The following is a 19,176-nucleotide window of genomic DNA, read 5'->3' as shown; positions in this document are numbered from 1 at the left end:
TCTATGTCAGACGTGAAAGGAAAATCCACGTCTGGTCGTGGATTAACGCCTAAACAAGAAAAATTTTGTCAGCTTTATATTGAGCTGGGGAATGCGAGTGAAGCGTATCGGCAAGCATATGATTGCTCAAAAATGCAAACGAGCACCATCAATACAAAAGCAAAAGAATTATTAAAGAACGGTCCGATCACGGTCCGTATTGAAGAACTGCAACAAGAGCACAGACAACGCCATAATCTTACCGTAGATAACATCATTGCAGATTTGCAAGAGTATCGTGATATTTGTATGGGAAGAAAGCCGCTTACCATTACCACTGTAGTAAAAAACGCTCAAGAAGGAACGGCACAAAGCGTTAATACCGAATGTTTCGTTTTTGAACCGACAGGTGCAAACAAAGCACTTGAGCTACTAGGCAAACATCTTGGTATGTTTAAAGATAGAGTCGATGTTACCTCAGGCGGTAATGCGTTACCTGCAGTCATCAACATTAGTTTTAGCGATGAACCAGAAGAACCTTAAATTTCCTACGAAATTCCGACCGCTATTTGAATCTATTTGGCGTTTTATTATTTTCTATGGCGGACGTGGTTCTGGGAAAAGTTTCAGTATTGCCCGTGCGTTAGTGCTACGTGCTTATACTCAACCGATTCGGGTGTTGTGTTGTCGTGAAATTCAGAAATCGATTTCTGATTCTGTGATTCAGATGTTGGCAGATCAGATTGAAATGCTTGGCTTACAAGCCTTTTTTGATGTACAGAAAACGCAAATTATCGGGCAAAACGGTTCTCGTTTTACGTTTGCTGGTCTGAAAACCAACATCACTTCAATCAAGTCAATGACGGGTATTGATGTGGTTTGGGTGGAAGAAGGCGAGAATGTTTCAAAAGAAAGTTGGGATGTGTTGATTCCGACCATTCGTGAAGATGGCTCGCAGATTATTGTGAGTTTCAATCCGAAAAACATTCTGGACGATACTTATCAACGCTTTGTGATTCATCCGCCTGAACGGTGTAGATCGGTCTTAGTGAATTGGCAAGATAACCCCTATTTCCCTAAAGAGCTGTTAGAAGATTTGGAGCAAATGCGTGAGCGTGATTATGAGCTTTATCGTCACGTTTATGAGGGCGAACCTGTCGCTGATTCTGATTTGGCGATTATTAAGCCTGTTTGGATTGAATGTGCTGTTGATGCTCACAAACGATTGAACTTTACCGCAAGCGGTCGAAAAATTGTGGGCTTTGACGTTGCCGATGATGGGGCTGATGCGAATGCTATCTGTTTTGCACACGGTTCTGTAGTACTTGGTTTAGAGGAGTGGCGGGGCGAAGATGTGATTAAATCAGCATTACGCACCCATTCAAAAGCAGTGGAATGGCAAGCAGATGAGATCGTTTTCGACTCTATCGGTGTGGGGGCAGGTGTAAAAGCAAAATACCGAGAAATTGAGACGAATCAGATCAACTGTATCGGCTTTAATGCAGGTGCTGCAGTGTTTAATCCTGATTCCTTTTACACACAAGGCAAGAAAAACGGCGATATGTTCGCCAATATTAAAGCTCAAGCGTGGTGGCAATTACGAGACCGTTTTTATAAGACCTATCGTGCGATCAAATATGGTGATGTTTATCCCGTTGATGAAATGATTTCACTCAGTAGCGATATACCTGATTTAGACTATTTAAAAGCAGAACTCTCTCGCCCTCGTGTGGGTTACGATAATAACGGCAAAGTACGGGTAGAAAGTAAGAAAGATATGCGTAAGCGTGGCATTCCCTCGCCGAATAAAGCGGATGCACTCGTGATGTGCTTTGCCCCAATTAGACGCGATGTGCTCAAGCAAACCGCCCTCAAACTCTATTAAGGATTCACTATGTCAGTTCATCTTCCCACCGCTGAAATGGTGGAATTAAATAAGAAATCCAAAATCATTGATGATTTACTTGGTGGCACTGCAACAATGCGAAAAGCCGCACAAACCTACCTTTTCCAAATGGAAATGGAAGAGCCCAATAGTTACCGCAAACGCCTTGAGCGTTCGACCCTTTACCCCGCTTTGTCGGAAACGCTTTCCCAGATGACAGGGCGTGTGTTCTTTAATCCCATTGATGTCGCTAATGTAACAGAAACGGTGCAAGCCCTTTTTGATGATGTGGATTTAGCAGGCAATAACCTTGATGTGTTCGCCTCCCGTTGGTTTTATTCCGCCTTGGCGTATGGTTGCTCGTTCGCTCTGATTGATTTTACCCGCGTAGAAGTCGTGAAAAGTCGCGCAGAAGAGAAAGCCTTAAATGCCCGTCCTTATTGGATACATATTAAACCGCATCAAGTACTGGGCATTAAAACCGCACGAGTAAATGGTAAACAAGCGATTACTCAATTCCGCTATGTTGTAAATGAACAGGTTGAGGATGGCGAATTTGGCGTGAAAACTGTGAAACACGTTTATGTGTACGAAATCGGTAAAGTGCGGAAATTTAGCGAAGCGGAAGGCGAGTTTCGTCTTGAATCGGAATTGCTCCTCACTGCCCAAAATCGACCTCTTGATTTTGTACCTGTCGTGCCATTTATCACAAAGCGTAACGAACTCACCAATGCCATTGAGCCGCCTTTAATGGAGTTGGCGTATTTGAATGTAAAACACTGGCAATCTCAATCAGATCAGGACAACATTACTAACATCGCCCGCGTGCCATTGTTAGCGATTTATTCTAATGATGAAGTGAAACAGCTTGCTATTGGTGGTAGCGCGATTCATTTACCTGTTGATAGCTCAATGCAATTTGTCGAACATTCAGGGCAAGCGATTGCTTCAGGTGTTGAAAGCCTGAAAGATTTAGAAGAACAAATGAAAACCGCAGGGGCGAAGTTGCTTACCAAAACCGCCTTAGCAATGACTGACAGCCAAGCCCGTGATGAAGCAGGCAAAGAAATTTCCCAGCTACGTTTACTAGCAAACCGCTTTGAAGATGCTATTGATTTAGCCTTGGAATATACAGGGCATTGGCTTGGCATTGCCAAAGAGCTGGTGGGTAACGTGCAGATTTCGGGTAACATTGAAAACGATCTCGACCCGTCCGCTTCTATGGCAAGTGTGATTCAGTTGCGTAATGCTGGCGTGATTTCGAATCAATCCACCTTTGACGAAGCCAAACGTCGTGGTTTATTAGCCGACGGCTTAGAATGGAACACAGAGCAAGAACGCCTGCAATCTGAGGGAATGAGTTTTGGAAACGAAGAAACATCAGAAACCAACGCTTAGACAACGCATTGCCCACGCCTTAACCGACCGCAAAATCTTGCATTTTCGCTATGATGCTCACTTGCGACAACAGGTGTACAAGCGGTTAAATACATTGCAAAAATCGCTGATTAACCGCATCAGTGCTATCGGTGTAGAAGGCTTGTCCGCAAAGAAACTAGATAAACTGCTTACAGAACTGCAAACGGAAATTGCAAAAACTTACCAAGAAACAACCGCTTACACGCAAGACGAGTTAAGCGGTTTTTTATCGTTTGAAGCCAGCAAAATCAGCCAGCTTTATAACGATGAAATCGGCTTTGATTTGTTTAATGATGTGCCAAAAGAACGTATTAAAGCGATTAAAAACGTTGCTGTGATTGAAGGGCAACCGTTAGAAGCATGGTGGAATAAACAGCGTGCCGATTTAGCCTTTAAGTTTGAAGGAATTATCCGCTCTGGTGTAGCAGAAGGAAAGCAAAACGGACAGCTGACAACAGAAGTGCGAGAATTGATGAACATTAGCCGTCGCAATGCGGAAACATTAGTGATTACGGCGGTGGCAAAAGTGGCGGACACTGCTCACGAAGAACTTCGCGATGCAAATTTAGATATTCTCTCAGGTGAAGAGCACCTTTCTACGTTGGATATGCGGACTTCCGCAGTTTGCCAAGTACGAGATGGCAAACGATGGGATTTGGACAAAAAGCCAATCGGGCATAACATTCCCTACAAGCGCCCACCGCTGCACCCACGTTGTCGCAGCATTCTTCAGCTTGTCACCAAAAGCTGGGAGGAATTAGGCGTGCAAGGAATGGACGAAATGCCAACTAGCACCCGTGCTTCAATGAATGGACAGGTCGATGAGCGAATCAATTATGAATCGTGGTTACACAGCAAAACCCACGAAGAAAGAGAGCAAGTTCTCGGCAAAGGCAAGGCGGATTTATGGGAACGTGGTGTAATTACTTTCTCGGATATGTTAGATCAATCTGGCAGGGCGTTGACGTTGAGGGATTTACAAAAATCCTATACGCAATCTTGGATAGCGGAAGATATTTATCAACGTATTTCAGAAGAAGTAAAAAACAGCCTTAAAATTCAGGCATTTAAAGCCGCTTATAACATTACTCATCACGAGCTTGTTGCAATGAAAGCCTACACGAGTGAGCTTTATTGGGATTTAAATTACAATATGCGTAATGATAATCTTACACTGACCGATAAGCGGTTTATTGCTGTGGTAAATCAAGGGTTGGACAAAGTGCCTGCTTATAACGGTATGACTTATCGCGATACGACTTTGCCAGATGAGGTATTAGAAAAATATCAGATAGGTAAAATAGTCACAGAAAAAGCTTTTATGAGTTCAAGCATTGATAATAGTTTATCAACTTTTAAAGGTAATGTTCGATTTATTATTCAAAGTAAGAATGGTAAAATAATCGAAGATATTAGTGATTATCCTGATGAACGAGAAGTTTTATTTAAAGATAGAACTAAGTTCTTTATAAAAGATCGCTATATGAATGGTAATGTTACCGTAATTGAAGCGAGGGAATTATAAATGTCAGTGCTTGATTTACCTTTAGAGGAGCAAAAACGGATTGCGAAAGAGGTTTTTCAAATGCCTTTTGAAGAATGGATGGAAGATATGAAAACTTCCTTGAAAGAGGCAAAAGAGTTTCAAAAGAAACTTGAAAATTACAAACCGACCGAAGAAGAAAAGACTCGTAAAATAAAAGCACTTCGAGAAAATCCCAATGCTATTCATTTCTACCGTAGAGTAACTGATAATTACAATTTAACGGTGGAAGAAGCGATTGAAGCCATTAGACGTAGTTAATAACACATTATATTGAACCGCTTACAGCAATGTAGGCGGTTTTTTTACGCCTTGGAAAAGGCACAACCTTAACTAACTGGAAGGAAATCCAATATGAAATTAAAACTTGATGAAAATGGGCACGTGGTTGTTGAAAACGGGATGCCTGTGTATGTTCACGAAGACGGGAAGGAAATTCCGTTTGATGCCACAAAAGCCACAGCCAAAATCGCAGAGCTTAACAGTGAGGCGAAAAAACACCGTGAAGCCAAAGAGCATGCGGAAGCAAAACTTTTGGCATTTTCGGGGATTGACGATCCGAAAGCAGCAATCAAAGCCTTGGAAACGGTGAAAAATCTCGATGATAAGAAGTTGATTGATGCGGGCGAAGTGGAAAAGGTGAAAGCAGAAATGCGTAAAACCTTTGATGAACAACTGGCAGAATCCAAATCTCAAGCTGAAAAACTGCAATCGCAATTGCACGCAGAACTAATTGGTGGTTCGTTTGCTCGCTCTAAATATGCCGCAGAACATTTAAATTTACCTTCTGATGTGCTGCAAGCCTTCTTTGGTAAGCATTTCAGTATTTCAGATGAAGGTAAAGTGGTGGCGAAGTTCGCCGATGGCAATGAAATTTACAGCCGTTCACGCCCAGGTGAAAAAGCCGATTTTGAGGAAGCATTAGAGGCGTTAGTCGGTGCGTATCCAAATAAAGATGCGATTTTAAAACCATCAGGTACATCAGGTTCAGGTATTGGCGCGGGAACGGGCGGTAGCAATGCCCCTAAATCCTTAGCCGAATGTAAAACCGACGCAGAAAAAATTGCGTATATGCAACAACATTCATAATCGGGTGCAAGAGATTGCACCTTTTTTATTTACGGTGCAATCGCACCATAACATAGGAGCTTATTATGGCTTTTGACTTACAAGTCTTTAACAAACAAACACATTTAGCGTTAACTGAAACTGTCGATCAGGATATTGAAAAATTCAATCAAGCTTCAGGCGGAGTGATTACATTGCAAAATGCTCCAACACAAGGTGATTTTGATATTCGTGCGAGCTTTAAAGCGATTCAAGGCTTAGTGCGTCGTCGTAATGCTTATGGCAGTGGTACAGTGCAAGCGAAACGCCTAGAACAATTACTCAATGTAGCAGTAAAAGTGGCTGCAGGTACGCACCCGATTGAGTATGAACCGCAACAATATCGTTGGGTATTGCAAAACCCAGAATTGGCAGCCATTGAAATTGGTCAGCAATTAGCAAAAGCGCGCTTAGCGGATATGTTGAACACGGCAATTCTAGGTGCCGTTGCTGCGATTGGCGGGCAAACTACTGCAGTCTTAGACGACAAGAAAAACGCCCCGAATTTCCGCACGCTCAACAAAGCGGCAGCATTATTTGGCGACCGCTCCAGTGCATTAAAAGCGTGGATTGTTCATTCAACCACCTTACACACCTTGTACGACAATGCCTTAACTAATGCAGAACGTTTGTTTACTTACGACAACGTGAGTGTGATGCGCGATCCATTTGGTCGCTTGTTTGTGGTCACGGATAGTCCTGCGTTAGTTGATAGTACCGCTTCAGCCTATAACACTCTAGGCTTGCAAGAAGGGGCGATCGTGGTAAGTGGTAACAACGATTTCAATAGCGAAATGCAACCGAAATTAGGCGGTGAAAATATCGCAGCAGTTTATCAAGCAGAATGGACTTATAACTTAGGTATTCTCGGTTATGAATGGGATATGACTGCAGGCGGTAAATCCCCCGACGACACCAAGTTAGGGGCATCAGCCAACTGGCGTAAAACCGCAACTTCATTGAAAGACACCGCGGGCGTGTTGGTTAAAACCAAGTAGCCATATCGCTAAAAAAGCACCCCTAAGTAACGAATTACTCGGGGGTTCTTATTTCCCTTGCCCATTAATTGCAAAAGGAAATAACTGTGCGAAATTGTACCAAAACAAAATTGAAGATTCTTCTAAATAAGGAGAAAAAATGAGCGCTTATGTTTCTGTAGAAGAAGCTGATGCATATCATAATCTCAGAATGAGTGCAGAAATATGGGGGGCACTAAGTGCAACAGAAAAGGCTCGCCGATTAGTCAATGCATCGGATTATATTGATAGTGGCTATATCTATTTAGGAAAGCCATCCGATAAACATCAATTACGAGCGTTCCCACGTAATGGTGATACAGACGTACCAGTAAAAGTAAAAAATGCAGTCTGCGAATTAGCTTTGGAAGAAAATTTAACTCAAAATCCAACCGCACTTAAAAGTGCAGTGAAAGTTGGTGAACTTTCTGTAACGTATTCTTATCCTTCAGCTGCAAACGGTGTAGAGAATCAGCGATTTAGTTATGTGGCGCAGTTGTTGAGAGAGTTTGTTCGAGAGAAAGGAGCTATGCGTAGAGTATTGCTTGAACGGGGGTAAGAATGGGATTTTATGATGAGTTGGCTGATACTGCAAAGACCTTGTTAACCGAATTTGGGGTGCCATGTAGTATTGAACAAAACATTACCAGTGATTACAACGTTAATACAGGTGAGGCAACTCGACGCAAGCGTCGCTTATTGGGTGTTTGTATATTTAACCAATTGACCTATGACTTTCCTCAATTCCAAAGTTCTGGTGTTTTAAAAGGTGAGGCAAGCTTAGTTCAACAAGGCGATGTGTCTATTACGTTAAGCCTATCATCTCCTCTTTCGAGAGAAGAGCTGCTTTTAAGTGTGCTCCTTGTTAATGGAGAGCGTTGGCAAATTGTGAATTGTCAGCCATTAAAACCATCTGGTATGACGATTTATTACAAGCTTCAGGCAAGGTTAGTAAATGGGTAGATTTGTAGCTGAAATTGAGGCTTTTAGAGAACGAACGATGCAACGTGCAGATATGTTGGTACGGAAAATCGCATTGGATACATTTAAAAAAGTGCAATCTAAAACGCCTGTCGATAGCGGGCAGTTGCGTCGGAGTTGGACAGTCTCGGTGGGAGAAGCACCATCTGTATTTAATGGTTCTAATGAAGTGATTAACAATGCAAAATTTGGTAATACGCTTTACATTGCGACGGATAAGCCTTATGCCTTGACGCTGGAATATGGTTTATACCCTAAACCAGGAGGGCGTAAAACAAACAATGGCTTTTCGATTCAGGCTCCAAAAGGCATGGTGAGGATTACTGTGCAAGAAATGGAAGCGTTATTAAAGAAAAGTAGGTGGTGATTTTAGATGAAACAAATTATTCGGTCTGTATTGCAAACACACTTAAACCAATTAGGACAATTTAATACCGCATGGGAAGGCGTTTTAAATACGCCCAAACTACCATATCAAACGCTCCACTTAACTATTTCATCTAGCGATACAGGTGCAATCTCTGATCGGCCACATGCTGAAGAATTAGGTTTTTTACAATTAACGTTATTTTATGAGGCAGGATTAGGCACGAAAGCCATTGAGGAGCGTGCGACAGTTATTCGACGGCATTTTTACGGTCAGTCCTTTATTAAGGATAACGTTCAAATCATCATCCATAAACCGCCACTTATTGGCGGTATTTTTTTAAACGATAATAAACTGGCGTTGCCAGTTACAATCAATTTTACCGCTTATGAACTCTAGGAGGTTATATGGCAAATGCACAAGGTGTAAAACGTAAAGTTACGTTTGCAAAAGAAACAACATTTGGAGTACGTGCTGCAAAAGGTATTGGTAAAGTGATGCCTCGCACAGAAAGCTCACTGAACTCAACATTTGATTCATTCTCAAGTGAGGAAATTCGAGAAAATATGCAACGCTCTCCATCCATTGTTGGATTTGAAAAAGTGGAGGGCGACTTGAAAGGTGAATTGTCTGCAGGTCAATGGTCTGATTTTTTTGCAGCCGCATTGCGCGGAACATGGACAGAAGCAAAATCACCCGTATTAAAGAAAACTAGCACTGGGGCAGGTGAAAAACAAGGTAAATTACTCGTAATTCCTGAAACTGGCCATACAACTGATTCCTTTACGCTTGAAGACACCTTCGCAGATATTGGATTAAGTCGCATTTATACAGGTTGTCGAGTATCTAAAATTAGCCTAGATATTCAACCGAATGGTATAGCATCGATTGCGGTCACCTTTTTAGGACAAAAAGGCGAGGAGAGTCAAACTACATATTTTACTGGTGCGCAGGAAGTGACTCAATCAGCTAAGGTTGCAGGCGTAAATGGTCAGCTGATGGTTAACAAAACCAAAGCGGCGTTAGTTACTGGTTTGAAGATGGACATTGATTTGAATGCGTCGAGTGAGGCGGTACTGGGCGCGAAATACGCACCTGACGTGTTTATTGGCACAGTGGCAATTAGCGGATCGTTTACGATGTATTTCCAAGATAAAACCATGATTGACGCTGTGCGTAGCGGCGCGAATCTTTCTCTTGCTTTAAGAATGGATGCCGAATCAGTCGACAACGGAGATTATTTAACGTTCATCTTGCCAGGCGTGAAAGCAACTTCTATTGAAATTGATGACGGTGCAAAAAACCTTATTCAAACCCTAAACTTTGATGCTTTCCCCGCAATTTATGATGCGGAAAGTACAATTGATGATGTATTAAAGAAACCCACAACACTCATCATTCAAGATTCACTAGCCTAAAGCGCGGTGAAAATTAGTCATACTTTATAGAAAACAAACCCCGAAAGTTCATCACTTTCGGTTTTTTTATTTCAATCCAATTTATAAGGAAAACACAATGGACTTTTCTAAATTAAATACTGTTAAAGCTTCTGAAAATACTTATCGCTTTGAAGTCACTCACCCGATTACTGGGGAAGGAACTGGAGCAATGATTGATGTCTATGCCTCGCAAAGTGATGTTGTACAGCGTTTTCAATCTAACGTCTTACGCAAATTACAAAAGCAAGAATTTGAAAACCAGCGCACCCGCAAACCACAATTTAAAGAACTCTCTGAATTGAAATCGGAAGCTCTTGAAAACGCCATTGTGCGCGTAGCTAGCTGGGAGAATTTAGAATGGGAAGGAACTCCTCTTGAGTTTACCCCCGCCAATGTGAAAATGCTGCTTACCCAGTGTCCTTGGTTAGCTGAACAAATCATTGAACAGTCAGAAGACTTGGGAAATTTCTTGAAGGCCTGATCGAACATCTCTACGAGTTTGCTCAGGCAGAATTTCGTCTTGATAAACGACCAGACAATTCCAAAGCGACACAACGCGAGCATCTTCAAGTTATTGAGCAGCAATTAGGCATAACGCCAGAAGAGCTAAATAACCCTCCGCCCAATATTGCGGTGGGTTATTTGCTTGAGTATTTTTATGCCGTATCCTCCTCCCGTCAGTGCGGAATGTCCGCTAATCCTATTACTTTTAGTGAAATATTGGCATGGTCTCAATTGACTAATACTTCATTGGCAAGATGGGAGGTTGAGGTGATTAAACGACTTGATATATTGTGGTTGAATATTCAAGCTGAATAGCTCAAGGTTTGGCTTGAGACTTTTACTAAGGAATGAATATGAAAGAATTTACTTGGCAAGCCGATTGGGATATGAAGCGGAAAAAAAAGCCGAATGTAAATACTATTCGATTTGGTGACGGTTATGAACAGCGACAATCAGATGGAATTAATAATAACCTAAGGACCTACGATGTGGTCTTTAGTGGTTCAGAAGAAAAGATCAAGGCAATAGACATGTTCCTTGATGAATGTCGTGGGGTGACAGCCTTTTCGTGGCAACCTTACGGAGATAAAAAAGGATTGTTTACCTGTGGTGAATGGGATGAAACCAAAAAAACAGGATATAGCACGCTAACAGCAACCTTTAAGGAAGTTGTTGCATAGAGGTAAATTATGGCAGATTTCGCACAATTAGGCATAGAGTTACGTTCTATAGGGGTTGATAAAGTTAATCGTGATATTCGTTCGGTGACGGATAACGCAAAATCTACTGAGCGCGCAGTTCAATCTCTTTTAGGCGTAATGGGTAAATTAAAAGTCTTAATGACAGCTGGATTGGGAATTCAAGGCCTTGGGCAATTTATTCAAATGTCCGACAAAATGAAAACCCTTGCTGCCCAGGTGAAATTTGTCACGAATTCATTTGAAGAATATAAAGCTGTTCAAAGCCAGCTTTTCTCTATTTCGCAACGCACACGCGCTGATTTAGAGGCTACAACCACAATTTACGCTCGCTCTGCTCGAGCATTGAAAGATTACGGTTATAGCCAAGAGCGGATTCTAACTTTTACTGAAACGTTAAATAAAGCGATGGCAGTAGGTGGAGTGGGCGCACAAGAGCAGGCGAGTGCGCTTTTCCAGCTTTCACAAGCATTAGGTTCAGGTCGGTTACAAGGTGACGAGTTCCGTACTATTGCTGAAAGCGCCCCCATTATTTTAGATGTTGTTGCTCAGTATATGGGGAAAACCCGTTCAGAAGTGAAACAACTTGCTTCTGAAGGTAAAATCACCTCTCAATTGTTATTTGAAGCTATTACAGGCGCAACTGAGAAAATTTCAGCAGATTTTGAAAAAATGCCTTTGACTTTTGGTCAGGCAATGACTCAATTGAAAAACCAAACACTTAAATTTGTTGATGATGTCGGTAATCGCAGTGGTATCTTTGATGGGATGGCTGCATCTGTTTCATTTTTAGCCAAAAATATTGACTATCTTTCGGTGGTGATTGGTTCGGTTCTGCTAGGACAATTAGGTAAAGCCTCTGTAGCAGGGATTAAGTCTGTATTAACTAAACGGCAAGAGGCTCTTGCGGCTTTAGAGGTTGCACAGGCTACATCTGTTCAAGCTACGGCTGAATTAAGACTAGCACAAATACAAATGCAGTCTTTACGCGCCCAATTAAGTTTAGCTCAATCAGAACAAACAAGAATGGCGCTACGTGGTCAAATGGCCGCCCAAACCTCTCAACTTACAGTATTAATGAACGCAGAGAGAGAGGCAACAGAAAGGGCAGCGCTTGCTAAACAAAAACTATCTTTGGCTGGGCGAGCATCAAGTGGTGTTTTAAGTCTATTAGGTGGACCTATTGGACTGGTCACCACTGCGCTTACTTTGGGGGCGGGGGCATTTTATACCTGGAAACAAAATGCAGAACAAGCCAAACAGGAAAACCTTGATTATGCGAAAAGTCTTGATGTAACAAGTGATGCTCTACAAAAATTGACCGCAAATCAGCTAGAAGCAATGAGCGCAAAATTGAAGCGTTCTATGGCAGAGCAGAAGAATCAAATTCAATCATTGATTGAAGAAAAATCAAGAATGGAGCGCGCATTATCGATTCAAACTAAAACTATGGATGAGGGGAACCTTTGGCAAAATCAATATGCACTGAAACGCTATAATCAACTTCTTGAAGATTTAAAAATCAAGAAAGGCGAAATAGATTCAGCTAATCAGCAGTTAGCGAAGTCAGAGCGAGATTTAAAATCTATTGGTGCAGAGGAGTCAGTTCAACGTTTGAAAGAGAGCGTAGAAAAGCTCTATCCTGAATTACAATTTAATAAAGACAAATTTGTTGAGTTAAAACTTTCAACAGAAGACTTTAAAGATTTGTTACCAGACGCCAATGGTAAAATCTTAGGGATGGCTGATGCATTAGCTCAGGCAGCGCAAAAAGCAAGATTGCTACTTAGCGGTGTAATTGGCGTAAAAGAAGAAACCGCAGGTATTGGCGCAGATGCTCAAAAGGTTATTGACGATCTTCGCCTTGATCGAAAAATTGCTAATGCAAAAACGCCACAAGAAAGAGCAGCGGGAGAAACAGAAAAATATATTAAACGGCTTTCTGAGCAAGGCAAATATAATAAGTCTGAACTTGCTGCAATCGAAAAAGAATATCAAGCCAATGCGTTAGCTAGAGAGAATAGATCTAGCGGGGCAAAAGGGAGTGGGAATAAAGTTGATTATGTCAAACAATATACCGATCAAGTGACCCAACTCCAACAACGCCTAGCGGACATAAAAGCCAATCTACAAGATGGTGGAATTAGCCAATATCAAGAGTTAAAAAAACTCACAAACGATATTGCTGCCAATGGTGAAAAATATGCGCACTTTGGTGCAGAAGGACTTGCTAATCTAAAACGCCTTGCCAGTGAAATTGACAGTGGGCAGCAACAAGTTGCAATCCGCGATTTAGGTGACAATTACAAAGAGCAGATTGAGGCTCGACAATTTGAATTGACGCTTATTGGTCAAACAAGTGAAGCGGTAGATCAGTTACGTTTCAATCATCAACTAGAGCTTGAAACGGCAAAATTGCGCAAAGGCATGACGCAAGAAAATATTGCCTTACTTGAGCAGACGATTGATGAAATTAAACGCTTAAAAGAAGAACAAGCTAAACAAACCGCAGTACTAAAAAGCGATCCAGCGGCTGGATTTAGAGATGGTTTCCAAAAATTCCAAAATACGGCGGAAGATGTGATGGGCAACGTATCTCAAATTACGTTAAATGCGTTTAATGGGATGTCAGATGCCGTAACTGATTTCATATTAACAGGTAAAGGAAATTTCCGAGGCTTTGCGCAATCAGTGATTAAAGATATCACTTCAATGATTGTAAAAATGATGATTTTTGCATCACTCAAGGCGGCGTTCGAAGGAACATCTATTGGCAAATTTTTCGGGTTTGACTCAAAATATACTGGTGGACTCGTTGGATTTGATGAAGGGGGATTTACTGGTCAAGGAGGGAAATATACGCCAGCTGGTATTGTTCACAAAGGCGAATATGTCTTTACCAAAGAAGCAGTAAGCCGTTTGGGTGTGAATTACCTCGATCAGCTCAACTATCAACGCAAGGCTAAACCACAGGGCTACGCAAACGGCGGTTCAGTGGGTGGATATGCACCAAGCACACCAATGAATGCGAATAATCGGGGGGTGAAAGTAAACATCATCAACAACGGTGAGCCAACAAACGCCAACGTGGAAACCAAAGAGACCAGTGGCGGCTTAGAAATTACTGTGGAATTAGTGCAAGCCATTGCTCGAAAAGAGGCAGGAACAATAATGCAACAAAATATGAGACCAGGTGGAATGTTCGCCTAATTTTAGGCGAATTTTCCATTTTGTGATCTTGTTCAATGTTTTTTAATTTTTTCAAAATATAATATTCCCTATAACCGTTATGTGGAGAATATTAATGAAAAAATTATTATTAACTGGGTTAGCTTGCGCATTATTGGTAGGGTGTGCTCAAGAACCGTTAAAAAAACAAACATCTTCAGGAAAACCTGAGACTGAATTTCCAAACAAAACTGTAGATCAGGTTATTAATGGAATCACTGAATATTGCAATGACAAAGGATTTGTTGTTGAAGAACAAAATAAAAACTATGTAGTTTGCGCAAAAGAAGCTGAAGGAGCTCAAGGATTCTTTACTCAGCTTGCTATAGGTAATGCCTACTCAACTACTCCACAAAATAAATTAAGATTTTCAGTATCAAAAAAAGGAAATGGTTCTAAAGTTTGGGTAAATGCTTGGAGCGAAACTCAAATGGCTATGGGGCAAGTAAATAAAATGCCTTTTGAAGGTAATAAAGCACAAAATCAAATGCAAGATATGCTTGATCTTTTATTACCTCAATATGTAAATAAGCAATAAAATAAATATAAGCCCCTTGACTACAAAGGGGCTTTTTCATGCGGTAAGATTTTATTTCTTTTTTAGTCATTGCAAGCAATTTCTTGTCAAAATAAAACTTTTCATCTATCATTCGATACAGTTTGAACTATTTCAATCACTGTTATTTAACCTTTAATAGCACATAAATTTACCCGTCCACTTCATTTTTGGTGAGTGTTTTTATGTTGATTAGAGAAATGTGTTAGATAAAAAGAAGGCTTATAATGTCTAATAAAAAGTGTAATGTATTCACCTCAAATTTTGGCACTCTCCCTTTACGGTTTACCCTTAAAGACGGTGAACTCTTTGTGTCAAAATCAGATTTAACAAAGATTTTCTATGAATTTTACCCTTCAGATTATCGCTATATTGTTGAAGAACTGATGAATAAAGGCATTACACAAATTATCGGCGATAAATCCGACGTGGTTTCAGTGGTGATTGGAGAATCTAAAATTGGTGCAGCAATTCATTTTCACGCTGTGGGTAATTTACTTCATTTTTGTAGTGAATTGATTGATGTCGATGATGAAATCATGCGTAGTGCTGCATTCCAAGCTAGCACCTTTACAACGTGGTACATTGGAACTTTATCAAACGCCAATAGTTATTTCGGCATAACCATTGAGGATACGCTCATGTCAGTGAAGAAACGCTTGGATAAAATCAATCCGCCTTATATCGTGGAAGTGATGTACGATGTAGAAGATAACATCCCCGCGTGGATTGGCACGTGCGATAAGTTGCATCTTGTCACTGAAGGCCGCACTTATGAAGAATTGCAACAACGCGTGTGGGAAATTGCACCTGAAATGCACGAATTACAAGGTTACGGCAGTGAAAGTGATAATATCCGCCTTGCCTTTATCCAAACTTGATGGGAAAAGAGTAATTACTCAATCACCATACAAATAGAGGTGGTATAATTCTTAATTACTTACGGAAAGATGAGAATGAAAAAACGCTTATTTATTGGCTTAATAAGCCTTACTTTATCTGCATGCCATTCTGGATTTACACATAACAGCAGTAGCGGTTCAAAATGGGAGACAAGAGAAGTTTATTCAACTCCACAAATTGATAATACCACTGCTACAATGCCAGGGCAAAGCCGTATATTCCCTCAGCCAAAAGGAGAGAAATCGGTAGATAAGCAATCAAAAGCAAAAAAGAAAGCTGTTTCATCATATCCTACTAAGAAACGTTATAGACACTTGAGTAGTTGTGACTGCGGTTATGGCTATTGCTACGGACCAAGAGGTGGCAGATATTGCTATACATCTGGTGGTAACAAAAGCTATCGTTAAATTAACAAAGCCCTATTGCAATCAATGGGCTTTATACTATTATTTGCCCCATAGGCGTCAGAAACCTTAACCAAAAAGCTTCCCAATGGAAGCTGTTTTTTATGGGGTAAGATATGGGTCGAAAAGATAATATCAAAGCAAATTTAGCTAAGTTAAAAGAACGGTTTCCAAATGTCTTTTTCGATACTAAACCACTAGTTCCTACAATTATCGATGATATGCTTGCCGTACTTGGTGATGATGAATTATCAAAAGTGGTTCGAAGTGCTATGCGATATTATTTAGATTCACCTAGCTATTTAAAACGTTTTGTTCGTAGAAAATGGATCAGAGATGTTAATGGTTCAAAAGTGAGGTTAATTACTGCGGAAGAAAAGCAACTAGCGAGAGAAAGATTAAATCAAATTAACGAACATAATTCCAAAGCCAATGCTGAATATCGTTTTGCTATTGCACTCGCAAGAGAAACGAAGATTGAATATAAGAAAGTTGAATTGCTTGAGCAGAAAAATCCTGAAAAAAGTAAAGTAGTTGTAATCCATAGACGAACGCCCAAAATTAAAAGTGAATAATTACAAAAAGCCCCTTGACACCCAAGGGGCTTTTTCATTATGATTTTTATCAGGCAGATAGTTATCTGCTCAAGGTGTCGAAACCTTATATTCCACAGCGGTTAGTCCGCTCCCGACAGCATAGCGGTTTTTTTATGCGTGAAATTTAGCAACCTTGTTTGTTTATTGCCATTAAACATTCATTGCGCATAACCACATTTTATCTATGCCGGGTGGGCGGAGAATATAACACCCATAAAGCAGTGAGATTTACAAGCCATTATAAATTTCATTGAGGGGAATAATCCCAGCCTATCTGTGGAAGGCTTTCGAACCACCCGGCACCCTTAATTGGGTAAATCTTAATATCGAAAAAAAACCACAGGAGACAGTTATGTCTAATCAAATTTCAACCCAAACAATTTCATTCAACAATCAGTCATTAATTACCGTTGAACAAAATGGCGTGCATTATGTTGCTATGAAGCCTATTTGTGAAAATATCGGCATTCAATGGGAATCGCAATACAATCGAATTAGACGTGATGATGTACTAAATTCAGTTATATTCATCATGAATATGACTGGAAGCGATAGTAAGAATTATCAAATGATTTGCTTACCAATCGAATACTTAAACGGTTGGTTATTTGGTATTGATATTAATCGTTGTAAACCAGAAATCCGTGACACATTAATCAAATACAAAAAAGAGTGTTATCAAGCGTTACATGATTATTGGTTTAATGGTAAAGCTGAACGTAAAACCACGGTAGATGATCGCACAGGATTACGCAATGCCGTAAATATGTTGGTGAGCAAAAAGGGATTAATTTATTCTGAGGCTTATCATTTAATCCATCAACGCTTTAATGTGGAAAGCATCGAAGATTTAACACTAGAGCAATTACCGCAAGCAGTAGAGTATGTACACAGAATTGTGCTTGAGGGTGAGCTTATCACTGAACAGAAAAAAGATGAGCTATTCATCCGTGAATTTACAGAGCATGACCTGCAACAGCTCGTTTGGGCATGGTTTGCTTTATTGCGTGGCACCGAACTTTGCCAAGTGCTTCACCCAGCATTAAAACAAATTGGCTCGCATTATGCTGCTTCCGTTTATGACATTGCTTACGAATATCGCAGTACTCTCCGTCAGGCCCATAACGTATTGACACGTATTACAGAACAATTTAAATGCGAGCAAAGCAATAACTGGCGTGTCTTAAAATATCTTCGAGCCTACAACCCTAAAGCAACAGGCTTTCAGCTAGATATTCTATAAAACACCACAAAATCCGACCGAACTTTGGGAAAGAAGAAAAACAAAGGGGAGCCTAATGCTCCCCACTTCACGATTAAACTGGCTTGTTATCGCCTTTGTTTAATCGACCAACTGTTTTTCAAATTGGTTTTACAAGCCCCTCTCGGGTACGGGTAAGATTCTACCTTAGTTTTAAGGCTATTGCAGTACAATTTTTAATCAACTGAAAATCTTCGTCACACACAACAGGAACGATATAGGTTCTTTTATCAACCTTATATCGATCTAATCTAGATAGTGACACTGTGTAAACCATATCGCACTTTGCCCAACATTGAATATTTGCTTTGTCTGGTAGCGGATTTACAGGTAACGCATAATGATAATTTTCTAGGGGATTAGGTTCGGTTGTACTCAATGGGATAACAGTAACAAGCTCCCTGTTTCTCTTATGTCGAGCTATGACAACAACAGGGCGAACCTTTGTCATTTCTGGTGACTTGAATTGAGAAAAGTCACACATTAAAACCGATTTTTCCTTTGGTTGATATTTTAAAGTCATAAGATTTATTGATGTTTTTATTAGATCTTATATGACGCAATGACGGAGATCAACCATTAGATTTTCCTATAGAGTAGGGTTTACCTGCAACATGGAATAAACACAATAATACTAACAAACAACCGCTCTTATGGGCGGTTTTTTTATTGCCTGTAAGATAGCGATGTACACGTGACAAGCGGTGCTTCCTTTCTCCACTCACTGCTTCTTACAGGCCCCTTTTTGTGGAGAAAACAGGAAGAAATATGCAAACATTAACTGCAGAATTTTTAGGTAAAGAAGTTACTTTAGTGGACAATAACGGCGTTGCTTATGTGGCAATGCGTGAGATTGTGGAAGGAATTGGGCTGGATTGGAAGGTTCAACATAGAAAACTCACCTCTCATTACCAAAAATTCAGTTGTGGTCATATCACCACAACTGGTAAAGACGGCAAAAAATACGAAATGCTTTGTATGCCAATCAAAAAATTAAACGGCTGGTTGTTTAGCATTAACCCAAACAAAGTGCGCGCCGATTTAAAAGAACGCTTGGAAAATTACCAAGAGGAATGTTTCTTGGCGTTGTGGGACTATTGGACGGAAGGTGTCGCCCGCCGTGACGAAGTCAAAAACAAGTTGGCATTGTGGCAACAAAAGAAAGCCGAATACACGCAACGAGCTGGTGAACGGGGAAAATTATTGCAGCAATGCAAATCAGAAAAGCAAGCCCTTGAGCGTGAGCTTTTACAAATTAAACAGTTAGATCTTTTCGTGAACTTATAACCG

Annotated in this window: 23 protein-coding genes; 22 read left to right on the top strand and 1 reads right to left on the bottom strand. The window is 40.6% G+C overall.

Features of this window, described 5'->3' with window-relative positions; genetic code table 11:
- Window positions 1-3: 3 nt before the first annotated feature.
- From ACXVWP_RS01555 to ACXVWP_RS01455, 21 genes are all read left to right on the top strand, one after another.
- Window positions 4-522 (top strand): terminase small subunit, encoded by a 519-nt coding sequence (locus ACXVWP_RS01555; protein WP_289901889.1) that lies wholly within the window; start codon window positions 4-6, stop codon window positions 520-522.
- Entirely contained in the window at window positions 503-1,864 is a 1,362-nt protein-coding gene (locus ACXVWP_RS01550) for a PBSX family phage terminase large subunit (protein WP_289901975.1), read from the top strand. Before ACXVWP_RS01555 ends, ACXVWP_RS01550 begins: the two co-directional genes overlap by 20 nt.
- A 9-nt stretch (window positions 1,865-1,873) precedes the next feature.
- Window positions 1,874-3,262 carry a DUF4055 domain-containing protein gene (locus ACXVWP_RS01545; protein ID WP_297567879.1) on the top strand — a complete coding sequence of 463 codons (1,389 nt, stop codon included), beginning with the start codon at window positions 1,874-1,876 and terminating at the stop codon, window positions 3,260-3,262.
- A complete protein-coding gene (locus ACXVWP_RS01540; protein ID WP_083071901.1) occupies window positions 3,228-4,808 on the top strand; it encodes a minor capsid protein in 1,581 nt (526 codons plus the stop codon). Before ACXVWP_RS01545 ends, ACXVWP_RS01540 begins: the two co-directional genes overlap by 35 nt.
- Window positions 4,809-5,087: a hypothetical protein gene (locus tag ACXVWP_RS01535; protein ID WP_289901887.1), complete on the top strand. Its 279-nt coding sequence runs from the start codon at window positions 4,809-4,811 to the stop codon at window positions 5,085-5,087.
- A gap of 93 nt (window positions 5,088-5,180) precedes the next feature.
- A complete protein-coding gene (locus ACXVWP_RS01530; RefSeq protein ID WP_297567877.1) occupies window positions 5,181-5,915 on the top strand; it encodes a DUF6651 domain-containing protein in 735 nt (244 codons plus the stop codon).
- 65 nt (window positions 5,916-5,980) lie between these two features.
- Window positions 5,981-6,931, top strand: a complete 951-nt coding sequence (locus ACXVWP_RS01525) for a major capsid protein (RefSeq protein WP_118856332.1) — start codon at window positions 5,981-5,983, stop codon at window positions 6,929-6,931.
- 139 nt (window positions 6,932-7,070) lie between these two features.
- A complete protein-coding gene (locus ACXVWP_RS01520) occupies window positions 7,071-7,508 on the top strand; it encodes a DnaT-like ssDNA-binding protein (protein WP_065265040.1) in 438 nt (145 codons plus the stop codon).
- A gap of 2 nt (window positions 7,509-7,510) precedes the next feature.
- On the top strand, window positions 7,511-7,912 hold the full coding sequence (locus ACXVWP_RS01515; RefSeq protein ID WP_289901885.1) for a hypothetical protein: 402 nt from the start codon (window positions 7,511-7,513) through the stop codon (window positions 7,910-7,912).
- Complete coding sequence (locus ACXVWP_RS01510) at window positions 7,905-8,297, top strand: HK97 gp10 family phage protein (RefSeq protein WP_118856328.1); 393 nt, start codon at window positions 7,905-7,907, stop codon at window positions 8,295-8,297. The genes ACXVWP_RS01515 and ACXVWP_RS01510 overlap by 8 nt, the downstream gene beginning before the upstream one ends.
- A 6-nt stretch (window positions 8,298-8,303) precedes the next feature.
- Window positions 8,304-8,696 carry a phage tail terminator-like protein gene (locus ACXVWP_RS01505; protein ID WP_289901884.1) on the top strand — a complete coding sequence of 131 codons (393 nt, stop codon included), beginning with the start codon at window positions 8,304-8,306 and terminating at the stop codon, window positions 8,694-8,696.
- Window positions 8,697-8,704: 8 nt separating this feature from the next.
- The gene (locus ACXVWP_RS01500; protein WP_289901883.1) at window positions 8,705-9,715 is read left to right on the top strand and encodes a phage tail tube protein; all 1,011 of its coding nucleotides are present in this window, start codon (window positions 8,705-8,707) and stop codon (window positions 9,713-9,715) included.
- Window positions 9,716-9,812: 97 nt separating this feature from the next.
- Window positions 9,813-10,217, top strand: coding sequence for a hypothetical protein (locus ACXVWP_RS01495; RefSeq protein WP_046949759.1), 405 nt, complete (start codon window positions 9,813-9,815; stop codon window positions 10,215-10,217).
- Window positions 10,214-10,555 carry a phage tail assembly chaperone gene (locus ACXVWP_RS01490; RefSeq protein ID WP_458473223.1) on the top strand — a complete coding sequence of 114 codons (342 nt, stop codon included), beginning with the start codon at window positions 10,214-10,216 and terminating at the stop codon, window positions 10,553-10,555. Before ACXVWP_RS01495 ends, ACXVWP_RS01490 begins: the two co-directional genes overlap by 4 nt.
- A gap of 38 nt (window positions 10,556-10,593) precedes the next feature.
- A complete protein-coding gene (locus ACXVWP_RS01485; protein WP_289901882.1) occupies window positions 10,594-10,920 on the top strand; it encodes a phage tail protein in 327 nt (108 codons plus the stop codon).
- Window positions 10,921-10,929: 9 nt separating this feature from the next.
- Window positions 10,930-14,148, top strand: a complete 3,219-nt coding sequence (locus ACXVWP_RS01480) for a tape measure protein (protein WP_369866651.1) — start codon at window positions 10,930-10,932, stop codon at window positions 14,146-14,148.
- Between the two features lie 94 nt (window positions 14,149-14,242).
- Window positions 14,243-14,704 (top strand): hypothetical protein, encoded by a 462-nt coding sequence (locus tag ACXVWP_RS01475; RefSeq protein WP_204628476.1) that lies wholly within the window; start codon window positions 14,243-14,245, stop codon window positions 14,702-14,704.
- A 329-nt stretch (window positions 14,705-15,033) separates the two neighbouring features.
- On the top strand, window positions 15,034-15,603 hold the full coding sequence (locus ACXVWP_RS01470) for a DUF1902 domain-containing protein (protein WP_458473195.1): 570 nt from the start codon (window positions 15,034-15,036) through the stop codon (window positions 15,601-15,603).
- Window positions 15,604-15,678: 75 nt separating this feature from the next.
- Window positions 15,679-16,032: a hypothetical protein gene (locus ACXVWP_RS01465; RefSeq protein WP_297567861.1), complete on the top strand. Its 354-nt coding sequence runs from the start codon at window positions 15,679-15,681 to the stop codon at window positions 16,030-16,032.
- A gap of 113 nt (window positions 16,033-16,145) precedes the next feature.
- Window positions 16,146-16,604, top strand: coding sequence for a ProQ/FINO family protein (locus ACXVWP_RS01460; protein WP_048953023.1), 459 nt, complete (start codon window positions 16,146-16,148; stop codon window positions 16,602-16,604).
- Window positions 16,605-16,977: 373 nt separating this feature from the next.
- A complete protein-coding gene (locus tag ACXVWP_RS01455) occupies window positions 16,978-17,868 on the top strand; it encodes a phage antirepressor N-terminal domain-containing protein (protein ID WP_297567858.1) in 891 nt (296 codons plus the stop codon).
- Between the two features lie 160 nt (window positions 17,869-18,028).
- Here the strand turns inward: ACXVWP_RS01455 and ACXVWP_RS01450 are convergent, their stop codons facing one another.
- Complete coding sequence (locus tag ACXVWP_RS01450; RefSeq protein WP_297567915.1) at window positions 18,029-18,337, bottom strand: type II toxin-antitoxin system PemK/MazF family toxin; 309 nt, start codon at window positions 18,335-18,337, stop codon at window positions 18,029-18,031.
- A gap of 317 nt (window positions 18,338-18,654) precedes the next feature.
- Between ACXVWP_RS01450 and ACXVWP_RS01445 the strand changes: the two genes are divergently transcribed.
- Complete coding sequence (locus tag ACXVWP_RS01445; RefSeq protein ID WP_289901878.1) at window positions 18,655-19,173, top strand: phage antirepressor N-terminal domain-containing protein; 519 nt, start codon at window positions 18,655-18,657, stop codon at window positions 19,171-19,173.
- Window positions 19,174-19,176: the final 3 nt, after the last annotated feature.

This window comes from Haemophilus sp. SZY H56, from assembly GCF_054332415.1.
This window is presented reverse-complemented; position numbering and strand designations above follow the sequence as displayed.

What these genes read in the sequence shown, in the direction of transcription:
- ACXVWP_RS01465 (WP_297567861.1), top strand. Translation starts at nt 15,679, where the DNA reads ATGAAAAAACGCTTATTTATTGGCTTAATAAGCCTTACTTTATCTGCA.
- ACXVWP_RS01505 (WP_289901884.1), top strand. Translation starts at nt 8,304, where the DNA reads ATGAAACAAATTATTCGGTCTGTATTGCAAACACACTTAAACCAATTA.
- ACXVWP_RS01530 (WP_297567877.1), top strand. Translation starts at nt 5,181, where the DNA reads ATGAAATTAAAACTTGATGAAAATGGGCACGTGGTTGTTGAAAACGGG.
- ACXVWP_RS01515 (WP_289901885.1), top strand. Translation starts at nt 7,511, where the DNA reads ATGGGATTTTATGATGAGTTGGCTGATACTGCAAAGACCTTGTTAACC.
- ACXVWP_RS01555 (WP_289901889.1), top strand. Translation starts at nt 4, where the DNA reads ATGTCAGACGTGAAAGGAAAATCCACGTCTGGTCGTGGATTAACGCCT.
- ACXVWP_RS01495 (WP_046949759.1), top strand. Translation starts at nt 9,813, where the DNA reads ATGGACTTTTCTAAATTAAATACTGTTAAAGCTTCTGAAAATACTTAT.
- ACXVWP_RS01450 (WP_297567915.1), bottom strand. Translation starts at nt 18,337, where the DNA reads ATGACAAAGGTTCGCCCTGTTGTTGTCATAGCTCGACATAAGAGAAAC.
- ACXVWP_RS01525 (WP_118856332.1), top strand. Translation starts at nt 5,981, where the DNA reads ATGGCTTTTGACTTACAAGTCTTTAACAAACAAACACATTTAGCGTTA.
- ACXVWP_RS01460 (WP_048953023.1), top strand. Translation starts at nt 16,146, where the DNA reads ATGGGTCGAAAAGATAATATCAAAGCAAATTTAGCTAAGTTAAAAGAA.
- ACXVWP_RS01535 (WP_289901887.1), top strand. Translation starts at nt 4,809, where the DNA reads ATGTCAGTGCTTGATTTACCTTTAGAGGAGCAAAAACGGATTGCGAAA.
- ACXVWP_RS01545 (WP_297567879.1), top strand. Translation starts at nt 1,874, where the DNA reads ATGTCAGTTCATCTTCCCACCGCTGAAATGGTGGAATTAAATAAGAAA.
- ACXVWP_RS01455 (WP_297567858.1), top strand. Translation starts at nt 16,978, where the DNA reads ATGTCTAATCAAATTTCAACCCAAACAATTTCATTCAACAATCAGTCA.
- ACXVWP_RS01480 (WP_369866651.1), top strand. Translation starts at nt 10,930, where the DNA reads ATGGCAGATTTCGCACAATTAGGCATAGAGTTACGTTCTATAGGGGTT.
- ACXVWP_RS01500 (WP_289901883.1), top strand. Translation starts at nt 8,705, where the DNA reads ATGGCAAATGCACAAGGTGTAAAACGTAAAGTTACGTTTGCAAAAGAA.
- ACXVWP_RS01550 (WP_289901975.1), top strand. Translation starts at nt 503, where the DNA reads ATGAACCAGAAGAACCTTAAATTTCCTACGAAATTCCGACCGCTATTT.
- ACXVWP_RS01445 (WP_289901878.1), top strand. Translation starts at nt 18,655, where the DNA reads ATGCAAACATTAACTGCAGAATTTTTAGGTAAAGAAGTTACTTTAGTG.
- ACXVWP_RS01510 (WP_118856328.1), top strand. Translation starts at nt 7,905, where the DNA reads ATGGGTAGATTTGTAGCTGAAATTGAGGCTTTTAGAGAACGAACGATG.
- ACXVWP_RS01475 (WP_204628476.1), top strand. Translation starts at nt 14,243, where the DNA reads ATGAAAAAATTATTATTAACTGGGTTAGCTTGCGCATTATTGGTAGGG.
- ACXVWP_RS01485 (WP_289901882.1), top strand. Translation starts at nt 10,594, where the DNA reads ATGAAAGAATTTACTTGGCAAGCCGATTGGGATATGAAGCGGAAAAAA.
- ACXVWP_RS01520 (WP_065265040.1), top strand. Translation starts at nt 7,071, where the DNA reads ATGAGCGCTTATGTTTCTGTAGAAGAAGCTGATGCATATCATAATCTC.